Genomic DNA, 12,442 nt, shown 5'->3' on the forward strand with positions numbered 1-12,442 from the left:
TCACTGTCCGGCGAGCGGGCGCGCGCCGGCGCCGCGCGCGGGGCGATCGAGGATCCAGACGTGGTGATCGACCCACTCCCCGTCGACCGGCGTGAGCGTGAGCGTGAACGTCTCGGGCAGGCCCTCGGGGAGGTCGAGCGAGGCCTCGGTCCAGCCGTCGCCCCTCTTGAGCGCGAGGTGGCCGATCTCCCGGCCATCCGCCGTCGCGCGGATCGTGGCGGCGCGGGGCGCGGCGGTGCGGACCACGAGCCTGCCCTGGCCCTCGCGGGGGGCGTGAAGGCGGGCCGCCTCGCTCCTGCCGCCCGGGATGACGCGCCCCGCGTCGAAGCGATCGTGCCCTGATCCGCGCGGATCCGGGAGGACGCTGAAGCCGACGAAGCCGGCCTGGGGCCGCGGGAAGGCGTAGCCGTGCTCCCGCTCGCTCACGAGATCGGCGACGTCGAGCTCGTCGACGACCCGCTCGTCCTCGCGCATCGACGCGGGCGCCTCGCCGTGCGCGAGCGGGCTCCAGTCGGCCTGGTAGATGACCTTCTCCGCGCCGCCGCAGATCACGTTGCCGACGACGGGGATCGCGGCGATCCGGCTGCCGAAGATGGCCGGGAGGTCGCCCCACCAGCCCGGGTAGATGGCCAGCGTGTCGGGGCGGTCGTCGGCCGGGATGCGCTCGATGAGCTCCAGCGAGGCGCCCAGGCCGTGGACGCCCGCGCGCGCGAACGGCAGATCGTGGTAGCCGCCGAGCCCGATGATGTCGAGGCCGGGCCGGTCCGACGCGTAGAGGAGAGCGCCCGCGTCGCCGACGAGGACGCGGCGCACGTCGAGCTGGGCGAGGAGCTTGCCGGCGACGAGGTGCTGATCGCGGATGTTGCGGCTGGCGCGGCCGAAGAACCAGATCTGGTCGCGCATCCTGGGCAGCTGGTGCGCCCAGAAGAGCGCGGCCACGGCGAGGGCGAGCGCGACGCGCGCGCACCAGAGGCCGCGCGAAAGGGCGCCGCCGCGGGCCGCGGCCGCGAGGCCGCCGAGGGCCCCGAGCCGCGCTCTGAGCCCGGCCGGGGCGCTCTCTGGCCGCTCCTGGCGGCGCTCGCCGCCGCTGGCCCATGCGGCGCGCGCGACGAGCAGCGCGAGCCCCATCGCCGCGAGCACCAGCAGCCAGGCGACCGCGGGCATGGTGTAGCGCTCGTTCTGCCAGCGGACCTGACCGTTCAGGGCCACGAGCGCGAGCCACCCGACGACCTGGACCCAGAGCAGCGCCGCGACCCCGCGGGTCCTGCGCGAGGCGAGGGGGATGAGCGCGAGGGCGGGCACGAGCCAGCCCCAGGGGAGGGCGTCCGAGAAGTGGTGGTTGGTGTTGCGGGCGACGACGTACGTCGCGAGGAACTCGTAGGTGTCCCACTTCTCGGAGGACGTCATGTACGGGTTGTTCAGCGCCAGCTTGGCGATGGCGCCGCTCGCCGCCCACTCGCCGGTGAACACGCGGTTGGCGACCGCCTGGGCGAGGCACGCGAGCGCGCCGGGCACCGACGTCCGGAGCAGGGTCGCGATCGCCGCGCGCGCGCCGTGGGCCCGCCTCACGGCGATGGCCGCGTACACGCTCAGCGCCGCCACGCAGACGACCGACTCCGGCCGGGTGGCGTAAAGGAGCGCGCCGGCGAGGCCGGCGGCCCAGCCGAGGTGGGCGAGGCGCTTCGGCGGCGCCTCGGCGCGCGCGCTTGCTATCGCCCGTGCCCCCAGCTCGCGCGGCGCGTCGGCCGCGCGGGCGACCGAGAGCGCGGCGAGGGTGGCGAGCGCCCAGACGCCGAGGTGGAAGGCGTTCTCCATCCCGCTGAACAGCGACCAGTCGAGCGCGCCGATGGAGAGCGCCACGGGCGGCAGGAGGTACTTCGCCCAGCGCCCGATGGGCTCGAGGAGCCGCGCGCCGACGAGCAGGAAGCCGAGCGTCGAGGTGCACGCGATGATCGCCGCCCACTGCATCAGCAGGACGCCGCGGAAGCCGACGAGATAGCCGAGCGCGAGGACGAACGGGTAGCTCAGGCTCGTGTTCCCGCTCGAGAAGCCGTTGCCCTCGGACCACTCGAACGGGTACCCGCGCGCGGTGGCGCGTGCGTAATCGAAGTGGATGAAGACGTCGTCGAGCGGCGCCGACCACATGCCGCCCGTCTGCTGGTGCATCGCGCTGTAGAACGCGACGGCGGTGTAGAGGACGCATGCGCCGGCGTAGGCGGCGAACAGGACCGGATCGACGCGCGGCCAGGCCGCGATCAGGCGATCGAGCCAGCCGGGGGGCGCCGCCGGGCCGGCGCCCCGGGAGGCCGGGGTCTCGGTTCCGTCCGTTCCGTCGGGGGAGGCGCTGCTCGGCCGGGGCGCTGCGCTTCCGGGCGGCGAGGAGGGACCAGGGTCGGCGCTGGACGGTGACACGCGGCTCTTTTACACGACTTTCACGCAGCCTGACCCGAGCAGCCCGCCCGCGAAGGCTGAGGTCGCCAGCTCTGCCCAGCACGTTTGCAAGCGGCTGCTTCAGGATTGAAATGGGAAAGTCATTTTACTAGCGAAAGTCCTCGAACTCCGAAGGGAAGCTCCTGGCCCGCATCCTGCTCAGTGAGCGGTGCAGAGCGCCCGTGACGGTCTCCCCCCCCGCCGTCGAGCGGGCGCTCTTTTTTTTCTCCGCTGCCTCGCTGATCGGATGGCTGGCGGACGGATCTGCGGGTGTTCCTTGGCAGGCGCTCGCCGTCTGGGCTCGCCGGGGCTCCCATTGTGCGCCCGTCTGCAGCGATGGCGCGCGGCCCGGGCGACCTGAGCTGGGGCCGTCCGTGTAGGATCCCGTCCACGGACCGCGACACTCGAGGGGGCTCATGCCTGCGCTACCGCCGTTTTCCCGTCTGTTCTTGCTGCTGTTCCTCTGGAGCTTTCTCGCTGCCTGCGCGTCGGGCGCGGTGACCCCGTCTGCGGTCGAGCCGCCGAAGACGGTGATCGTCCCGCCGCTGGCCGTGCCGGCCGCTGTCGTGGCGGCCGAGCCCGAGCCGGAGCCGGGCACCGCCGTGCCCGTCACCCGCGCGGATCCGTGGTGGGGCGAGCCGCTCGCGCCGGTCACCCTCGTGGTGTGGGGCGACTACGAGTGCCCCTTCACCTCCAGGCACATGGCGACGCTGGAGCAGCTGAAGGAGGCCTACGGGCCCGATCGGCTGCGCATCGTCTGGAAGCACTTCCCGCTCGCGTTCCACAAGAATGCGCGCCCGGCGCACCTGGCGGCCGAGACGGTGTTCCGGCTCGGCGGGGACGAGGCGTTCTGGAGATTCCATCAGCTCGCCTTCGCCAACCAGCGCTCGCTCGCGCCGGCGTCGTTCGAGGCGTGGGCCGCCGAGGCGGGCGTCGATCAGGCGGCGTTCCGCGCGTCCTTCGAGGAGCAGCAGCACGCGCCGAAGATCGACCGGGACGTCGAGGCCGGCAAGGCCGCGGGCGTCGGGGGCACCCCGGCGACCTTCGTGAACGGGGTGTCCGTCAGCGGGGCGCGGCCCATCGACGACTTCCGGCCCATCATCGACGAGCAGCTCCGGGCGGCCGAGGAGCTCCGGCGATCGGGCGTCCCGCAGGAGCGTGTCTACGCGGCCCTGTCCGAGCGGAACAAGGCGCGCGCTCCGGCCCCGAAGCCGCCCACTCCGCCGGCCCCCGAGGACACGACCGTGTGGAAGGTGCCTGTCGACGGATCGCCGATCCGGGGCAATCCGGGCGCTCCGGTCACGCTGGTCATGTTCTCGGAGTTCGAGTGTCCGTTCTGTCGCAGGGTCGCCCCGACCGTCGACGGCCTCGAAAAGAAGTACGGCGCTCAGCTGCGCGTCGTCTTCAAGCACAACCCGCTCCCCTTCCACAAGCGGGCCGAGCCCGCCGCGGAGCTCGCGCTGGAGGCCAAGGCGCAGAAGGGCGACGCGGCGTTCTGGCAGGCGTACGAGCTCTTGAAGACCGGGGGCCTCGAGGACGCGGACCTCGCGGCGCACGCGAAGTCTCTGGGCCTCGACGTGGCCCGCGCGCAGAAGGCCATCGCCGCGCGGCGCCACGCGGCGCGCATCGAGCGCGATCAGCGCCTCGCCGACGACCTCCAGGCGAGGGGGACGCCCCATTTCTTCATCAACGGCAGGCGCCTCGCCGGCGCCCAGCCGGCGGAGAAGTTCGAGGCCCTCATCGATGAGCAGATCGCGCGCGTCGCGAAGCTCGTGGCCGCGGGCACGCCGCCCGCGAAGGTCTACGACGCGCTGCAGAAGGAAGCGAGGGCCGGCAACGCGCCCGAGCGGATCCTCGCCCCGGCGCCGACCAAGGACAACCCCGGCAAGGGAGCGAAGCCCGGCGCGAAGGTGACGATCCAGATGTTCGCCGACTTCCAGTGCCCGTTCTGCAAACGCGTCCAGCCCACGATCGACGAGGTCATCGCCGCCTATCCGGGCAAGGTCCGCGTCGTCTTCAGGCACCTGCCGCTCCCCTTCCACACGCGGGCGCCCCTCGCCGCCGAGGCGTCGATCGAGGCGTTCCGGCAGAAGGGCGAGGCCGGCTTCTGGGCGATGGCGCAGCGCCTGTGGGAGGACCAGTCCGAGAGCGGGCTCGGCCGGGAGGCGCTCGAGAACCACGCGGCCGCGATCGGCCTCGACGTGGCGAAGTTCCGCGCCGCGCTCGACTCGGGAGCGCACCGCGCGGCGGTCGAGGCGGACCTGAAGCTCGCCGAGCGCCTGCACATCACCGGCACGCCGTCCTTCGCCATCAACGACTACTTTCTCAGCGGGGCGCAGCCGACCGCGCACTTCAAGCGGCTCGTCGACAGGGCGCTCGGCCCGCACGATCCCCCCACGAAGGAGTCGCTTCACGGCGCGGGCAAGCCCGCGGCCCAGCCGGGAGCAGCGCAGCCGACGCCGGCCCAGCCGGGGGCGGCCCAGCCGGGCGCAGCGCAGCCGCCCCCGGCGCAGGGGGCGCTGATTCCTGGCATGCTGGGCGCCAAGCACCTTCTCATCATGTACGCGGGGTCACGGCGTGCGCCGCCGCACGTCGCCCGCACCCGGGACGAGGCGCGCGCGCTCGCCGAGCAGCTGCTCCAGAGAGCGCAGCGCGGGGCGAAGTTCGAGGAACTCGCGGCTCAGTACAGCGACGAGCCGGGCGCCGCCGGGCGCGGCGGCGATCTCGGAAAGTTCCCGAAGGGGGCCATGGTGCCCGAGTTCGAGCACGCGGTGGAGAAGATCGCTGTCGGCTCGCTGAGCGGCGTCGTGGAGACGCCGTTCGGCTTCCACGTCATCCTGCGGACGCAGTAGCGATGGTGCGCGGACCTCTCCGGTGGTCGTGGCCGGAGTCGCCCCTCGGAGGGGCGCACACGAGGTCGGGAAGGCAGGAGGAGCGCTGGGGGTTCCTCCCGCCTTCCCCGATCCATGTCGGAATTTGCTCACCCCCTCACAGGGGGTGATCGGCGCACGAGCGGAGATGCAGAGTCGATCATCCCAGGTCGTCGCGTGGGCCGGGCTCGCCGCCCACCTCGTGTTCGGCCGGGCTCGTGCGCTCACCCGCGCGCTCGTATCGCCGTGGGGGGCCGGGGATACCCGGCGGCCGTTCAGTGGACGACCGGGTTCGTCCGCGGCGACTCGCGGCGCGGGCGGCGTGATTTCAGGACAGGCCCGATTCTTCTTGCCGGTCCCGGTCGAGAAGATTTCGCGCCATCCTCCAAAGGCGTCCGCGCGCTCTCTGCGCGGTCCCGTGCGGCCTGCGCGTTGACCCCTCTCGCGCGCGTCGAGTAGAACGATCTTCGCGCCCGAGCGCGCCACCCAGTCAGCGCCAGCGCGGATTGGAACCGCAAACGATGCGTTGGTTCGTCGAGATCTCGTCGTTAGGCCAGAACGCTCCGCCGAGCAGGAAGGTGTGCGTCGAGGCCCCGCAGTGGCAGCCCGCGCTGCAGAAGGCCCGGGCGCTCCGCGGCGATGGGGGCCCGCTCAACAATTTCTCGGTGGATCTGCTGGAGAGCGGCTACCGAGCGATCGATCCGGCGACGCGCGTGCGGTACGTCGTGCAGCGCGCCCCGGACGACGCGGCGCTGACCGACGGGACCGACACGCCGGCGGGCGCCTCCCCGGCCGGGGCGGCTTCTCCAAAGCCGGCCGAGCCAGCGGGGCGTGTCGCAGGGAAGCGCCCGATCGCGCCCACGGTCCCGTTCATCTCGATGGGGACCGCGCTCCTCGTCTCGGAGCCAGCGGGCGCCCAGGCGCAACCGGCGAAAGGCGTGGAGGCCGCGCCGGGGCGGGATGCGCCGCCGGAGCGAGGCGCCGAGCCGGAGCGAGCGCCCGCGGAGCTGCCGCCGTATCAGCTCATCTCGCAGCGCGAGGAGAACCCGTCCGAGCGCTCGCCGCTCACGTACCGAGAGCTCGTCTATGCGGTCGCCACCGGCACCCCGCGCGATCTCGTCAGCGCGCTGCTGATCGATCGGCTCGAGCGCGCACGGCAGCGCATCGACGACGCGCGACCGGGCAAGTTCATCCATATCGCCGTGTTCGATCACGTCTTCGACGGCCGGCCTCAGCGCAGCCCGCTCGCGACCCTCGCCTGGAAAGACTGGCGCTCGGCCGAACCGGAGATCCAGTTCCGCCCGCGCACCGGCGGCACCGCACCGCCGCCGGCCATGCCACCTGCGGACGTGGCGCCGCCGGTTGCTGTGCCGCCGGCCATTGCGCCGCCTGTGGACGTGGCGCCGCCGGTTGCCGTGCCGCCGGCCGTGGCGCCGCCGGTTGCCGTGCCGCCGGTCGTTGCGCCGCCTGCGGACGTGGCGCCGCCGGTTGCCGCGCCGCTGGCAGACGCCGCGCCGCCTGTGGACGTGGCGCCGCCGGTTGCCGCGCCGCCGGCCGACGTGGCGCCGCCTGTGGATGTGGCGCCGCCGGTTGCCGCGCCGCCTGTGGATGTGGCGCCGCCGGCTGACGCGCCGCCTGCGGACGCGGCGCCGCCGGCAGACGCCGCGCCGCCTGCGGACGGGCCACCGCCGGCCGCCGCGTATTCTGCGGACCTGCCGCGGCCAGCCCTCACGCCGCCGGCCGACGTGGTGCTGCTCGCCGTGCCGGCCGACCAGCAGGGGGCGCCGCCGCGCCTCCAGCTCGTCCCGGAGCCGCCCGAGGTCGCTACCCCCACGCCGGCGCCGCCGCGGCGGCGCTCCTCCTTCCCTCCGAAGAACGGGCGCCTCTCCGGCGACGACCTCATCGCCGAGCTGTTCGAGGCGTGCAGCGACCTGCACTTCCTCCAGGACACCCTCGCGGGCGCCGACTTCATCCTCGCGCTCACGCTCGACAAGATCCCGTGCGCCCTCGGCCTCGTGTCGCTGTTCGACATCAACCGGCGCGAGTTCGTGGTCGTCCGGCAGTACGGCGGCAAGAGCGCGCTCCTCGCCAGGCTGTCCGAGCGGGCGCCGCTCCCGCTGGCCGCGATGCGGTCGAGGCGCGCCGTCGTGGTGCCCGACGCGGCCAAGGACGAGCGCGTCATGGACGAGCGGTGGAAGGCGATCGGCGTCGAGCTCCGGAGCGTCATCTGCGCGCCCGTCGAGCTCGCGGGCCGCTACCTCGGCCTCCTCGAGATCGGAAACCCGCTCGACGGCAAGCCGTTCTCCGAGAGCGACGGCAACGCGCTCACCTACATCGGCCAGCAGTTCGCCGAGTTCGTCGGGGCGCGCGGCGTGGTCCTCGAGCCCGGCCTCGTGACCGCGGGGGCGAAGAAGGCCGCCCGCTAGCGGAGCCGAGCGATGGACCTCCTCCCCTCCGCTGGGAAGCGCCATCGCGTCCCGTACTTCGCCCTCGTCCCCGCCATCGTCGTCGCCGTGCTCGTGCTGGGCGGGATCGCCCTGCGCACGACGCTGCAGATCGAGAAGGCGCGGCAGCAGACCGTCTTCGACGCGACGCTCACCCTCGCCGACGAGCGCGTCGATCGGCTCGACAAGCTGATCATCGCCCAGGACAACGTCGTCGCCGCGCACGTCGACGTGGCGAACCTCTCGGTCATCGCGCGGCGGTGGCTCCCCACGGCGGCCCGCGAGACGCCGACCGTGCGCGCCATCCTGGTCCTCGACATGGACAACGAGGCGCACGACGTGCTCGCGTTCGCCTCGCGCGGCGCGTCCGGGCGGGAGGACGACGCCTTCCGCAAGCTCCTGCTCGCCCGCCTCCTGCCGCAGATGAACTTCACCGGCGACACGGCCGAGCTGCGCCACCTCCACCACGTCATCGATCAGCAGAGCCTGCTCGTGAGCTACTGGCAGCGCGAGCACGCGGGGCGCAAGTGCCTCATCGTCGCGTGGCACGAGGTGCCGCGCCTGGTCCACGAGGTGATGCCCCGGCTCTTCCGCGACCTCGATCGCGAGAAGAGCCGGATGAACGTCATCGACGAGGAGGGCCGCATCGTGTTCGGCCCGCCCATCATCGGCGGCGAGTTCACCGTCGGGCGCCCCTTCCCGACCACGCTCTACAACTGGCGCCTCCAGATGGCGCTCACCACGGCCGAGGAGCTCGGCGAGAAGGTCGAGCGGCAACGCCTGATCGAGATCCTGATGGTCGGCTTCTCGGCCCTGGTCGCGCTGGCCGGGCTCGCGATCGTCGTGCTCGCCTCTGTGAACGAGCGGCGGCTCGCGGCGCTGAAGAGCGACTTCGTCGCGAACGTGTCCCACGAGCTCAAGACGCCGCTCTCGCTCGTCCGCATGTTCGGCGAGCTCCTCCTCGGCGGCCGCGTCCCCAACGACGAGAAGCGCCGCCAGTACCTGCAGATCATCGTGAGCGAGAGCGAGCGGCTCACCGCGCTCATCGAGAACGTCCTCGATTTCGCCCGCGTCGAGCGGGGCAAGGCCGCCTACGAGTTCGCGCGCGGCAGCGTGGCCGAGGTGGCGACGCGCGCCGTCGACATGTACCGCTACCGCGCCGAGCGCGAGGAGATGACCGTCGAGCTCACGATCGCCGAGGGGCTGCCCGAGGCGCTCATCGACGCGCGCGCGCTCGAGCTCGCCCTCGTGAACCTGCTCGACAACGCGCTCAAGTACGCGAAGGACGGCGGCCGCGTCGCCGTCGCGGTGGAGACCGAGGGCGGGGGCGGCGGGCGCCTCGCCGCGCTGACGCGCCAGGCGAGGCAGGTCACCATCCGGGTGAGCGACCGCGGGCCGGGCATCGATCCCGACGAGCAGAAGCACATCTTCGAGCGCTTCGCGCGCGGACGGCGGGCGAGCGAGCGGCAGGTGCGCGGCAGCGGGATCGGGCTCGCGCTCGTGAAGCACATCGCCGAGAGCCATGGCGGCGCCGTACGGGTCGAGAGCCCGCTCACCGACGACGGGCGCGGCAGCGCGTTCGTCGTGTCGCTCCCCGCGCTGGAGTACGACCGGGAGGCGCAGGAGCGCGCCGCGAGCGCCGAGCCGGTCGCGGCCGATCCGGCGCCGGACGCGGGGTCGCCGTGAGGGCGCGCGGGAGCGGCGAGGCGGCGCCCCGGCCGGGCGACGTCGCGGTCAAGGCGGCGCCTCAGCAGCGGAAGGACGCCGCGGTCAAGGCGGCGCCCCGGCCGGGCGACGCCGCGCGGGGCGCCGCGGTCAAGGCGGCGCTCGACGGGGTGCGCGCGCGGTGCGCCGTCGAGGAGCGCCGCGCGCGAGACCCGGTCTCCTTCGTCCACCGCTACACGGACCCGGCCGATCAGGAGCTCGTGGCGCTCATCGCCGCGTCGCTCGCCTTCGGCAACGTGAAGGCGCTGCACGCCAAGATCGGCGAGGCGCTCGATCGCCTCGGGCCGGAGATCGCCCTCACCGCCGACGACGCCCGGGCCGTCTCGGCGCGGCTGCGCGGCTTCCGGCACCGGATCTACCGCGATCGCGACCTCGTCGGGCTGATCGTCGGCGCGCGGCGGGTGCAGCGGGCCTCGGGCTCGCTCGGCGCCGCCTTTGCGGCCGAGCTCTCGCGCACCCGCGACCTGCGCCAGGCCCTCGGGGCCTGGGTGCGGGCGATCCGACGCGCCGGCGGCCTCGACCGGCGCCCGGACGACCGCGGAGCCGCGCACATCCTCCCCGATCCCGAGAAGGGCAGCGCCGCCAAGCGGCTCATGCTCCTGCTGCGGTGGATGATCCGCCCCGCGGACGGCGTGGACCTCGGCCTGTGGCCGGTGCCCCCGTCGGCCCTCCTCATCCCGGTCGACACGCACATCGAGAAGCTCGGCTACAACATCGGGCTCACCGATCGCAGGGGCGCCACCTGGAAGACGGCAGAGGAGATCACCGCGGCCCTCCGCGGCTTCGATCCAGCCGACCCGGTCAAGTACGACTTCGCCCTCTGCCACCTCGGCATGCTCCAGCAATGCCCGTCGCGGCGCGATCCGGTCCGCTGCCAGGGGTGCGGCGTGAAGCCGGTTTGCCGCCACTGGGACGAGTGAACACGCCTCGAACGGCAGATTTCCGTCCGGAACAGCTACAGCCCCGATCAGATCGAGAACGCGAAGGCCTTCGAATTTGAATCAGATTGCAACTGTGATTTTCAGTCGTGCAATGGTGGCTGGTTGTGGTTGGCGTAAGTATTTGAAATTCTATACTGCGTGGGTCGGCACGGAGCCTGCAAAATGACACGCGAGCGCCGTCGCGGAGACCTTCCCCCCCCAGGTCCGCGAGGCGCTTTTTTCATTTTGTCTCCGGCAAGCGCATGAGCGCGGCCGTCCGGCAGACGGCACGGCAGGAAGAGCGCCGCAACCGAGCCCCCCCGAGCTCTGCTGCGGCGTTCTTCCTGCCGTGCCCCCTTTCCCGGGTGCTTACGGGACCCTCGCCGGCTCTCTCCTCGCCCTGGGTGTATTGCGATCCGCATGCCACGTTCCGGGGCCGGTAGATCTGGAACCTTTGTGCACGCCTGTGCTGGAGCTCTCGATCGCGCGCCGCGGTAGGCCTGGGCACATGGTCATGTCCCCGCGAGACGCGAATCCCAGGGAAAACGCGCCGTTGCCAACGTGCGTTTCTGCCAGGGGCAGTCGCCCCACGCGCTGTCCGGCGCGATGGGGTGGAGTGGCTTCCGGAACGCTGTGTGACTTTTTCACGCGCTGCAGGAGATGATCGTGAAACGTGCTGTTCCCATGGATTCATGATCATCCAGACGAGCGAACTGGGTTGCGGCCTCGACGAGCGACTGGCCTGTGTTCCGTCCATCCTGCTGAAAAGAATGTCGAGGTTGCCTGCATGCGGAAGCAGCGCCAGCAGGTAGATTGACCGTATGGTCTGGACATTCGGGGCAACCCTCCTGGTGGCGCTGGCGCTCGCGGTGCTGGCGGCGATCGGGCTGTGGGCGCACCTCCTTTACTGGGTCAAGCGGCTGACGCTGCCGCTCGAGTACAGCGTGGAAGAGGTCCTGCGGACCGAGGATGGCGCGCCGATCGAGATCCGCCGCGTCCCGCGCCCGGACGGCGCGGAGGCGCAGCCGGACCTGCCGCCGATCCTGCTGGTCCACGGGATCGCCGCGAACCACAGAAACCAGGACATCCACCCCGATTACTCGCTCGCTCGCCACCTCGCCACGCTCGGACGCGACGTGTGGTTGCTGACGTTGCGCAGCGGCCGCCTGCTCACCCGCGTTGAGCGCCGCAGCGTCCGGTTCTCCGCCATGGTCCGGTACGATCTTCCCTGCGCCATCGAGGCGATCCTGGAGCGCACCGGCGCCCGTTCGCTGGATTATGTCGGCTTCTCCATGGGGGGCATGCTCCTCTATGCGGCGCTCGGCCGGAGCGTCGCCGGCGACCGGGTCCGCCGCGTCGTCATCGTCGGCTCGCCTGGCCGGGTCACCACGCCGGTGCGCCTCATGCGCTTCCTGCCGGGCCGGCTGCTGCCGGGCGTCCCGCTCCGCCTCATGGCACGCAGCGTCGCGTTCGCGTCGGAGTGGCTGCCGACGCCCATCCATCACGCCGTGGCCAACCCGCGCAACGTGCCTCCCGGCGTCACGCGGCTCGCGCTCGTCAACTGCATCGAAGACATCCCAGCAGCGCTGAACGCCGACTTCGCCGCGTGGATGGCGAGCGACGGGGAGATCCGCGTGGACGGCGAGAGGGTCCTGGACGGCCTCGCCTCGGTCGCGGCGCCGGCCCTGTTCATCGCGGGCAGCGCCGACAGGATAGCGCCCGCCTCGGCGGTGCGCGCGGCGTTCGACGCATGGGGGCGCGATCGCCCGGAGACGCCGAAGCGCTTTCTCGTGCTCGGGCGCGACTTCGGAGCGCGGGAAGATTACGGTCACGGCGATCTGGCCGTCGGCGCCTATACAGGCGTCGAGCTCTTCGAGCCGATCGCTCGTTTCCTCGGCCCCGATCTGCAGGCCGAAGAGGCGCCGGGGCCCGAGACGGGCGCCGTGGCGCTGGAGGCCATCCAGGCGCGTCAGCCGACATCCGACGAGGCCGCTCCGATGCCAGATCTCCCGGCCGCCTGACGCCCGTGGAGGTCGATCGCGCGCGTGTGGAA

At 72.5% G+C, this 12,442-nt stretch carries 6 protein-coding genes; 5 read left to right on the forward strand and 1 reads right to left on the reverse strand.

Translation table 11 applies throughout. From position 1 onward, the window contains the following. The gene (locus tag WME97_RS02650; protein WP_437549255.1) at positions 1-2,412 is read right to left on the reverse strand and encodes a hypothetical protein; all 2,412 of its coding nucleotides are present in this window, start codon (positions 2,410-2,412) and stop codon (positions 1-3) included. A gap of 434 nt (positions 2,413-2,846) precedes the next feature. On the opposite strand from WME97_RS02650, the gene WME97_RS02655 reads away from it, so the two are divergent. The 5 genes from WME97_RS02655 to WME97_RS02675 all read left to right on the forward strand — a co-directional run bounded on the left by WME97_RS02655 (position 2,847) and on the right by WME97_RS02675 (position 12,410). Continuing rightward, the gene (locus WME97_RS02655; RefSeq protein ID WP_437549257.1) at positions 2,847-5,282 is read left to right on the forward strand and encodes a thioredoxin domain-containing protein; all 2,436 of its coding nucleotides are present in this window, start codon (positions 2,847-2,849) and stop codon (positions 5,280-5,282) included. 539 nt (positions 5,283-5,821) lie between these two features. Continuing rightward, on the forward strand, positions 5,822-7,726 hold the full coding sequence (locus tag WME97_RS02660) for a GAF domain-containing protein (protein WP_437549259.1): 1,905 nt from the start codon (positions 5,822-5,824) through the stop codon (positions 7,724-7,726). A 12-nt stretch (positions 7,727-7,738) separates the two neighbouring features. Further along, on the forward strand, positions 7,739-9,430 hold the full coding sequence (locus WME97_RS02665; RefSeq protein WP_437549261.1) for a sensor histidine kinase: 1,692 nt from the start codon (positions 7,739-7,741) through the stop codon (positions 9,428-9,430). Then, positions 9,427-10,389: a TIGR02757 family protein gene (locus tag WME97_RS02670; RefSeq protein WP_437549263.1), complete on the forward strand. Its 963-nt coding sequence runs from the start codon at positions 9,427-9,429 to the stop codon at positions 10,387-10,389. Before WME97_RS02665 ends, WME97_RS02670 begins: the two co-directional genes overlap by 4 nt. 821 nt (positions 10,390-11,210) lie before the next feature. Continuing rightward, positions 11,211-12,410: an alpha/beta fold hydrolase gene (locus WME97_RS02675; protein WP_437549265.1), complete on the forward strand. Its 1,200-nt coding sequence runs from the start codon at positions 11,211-11,213 to the stop codon at positions 12,408-12,410. Positions 12,411-12,442 lie beyond the last annotated feature (32 nt).

It is taken from the genome of Sorangium sp. So ce367, from assembly GCF_051520455.1.
Lineage (GTDB): Bacteria > Myxococcota_A > Polyangia > Polyangiales > Polyangiaceae > Sorangium > Sorangium cellulosum_B.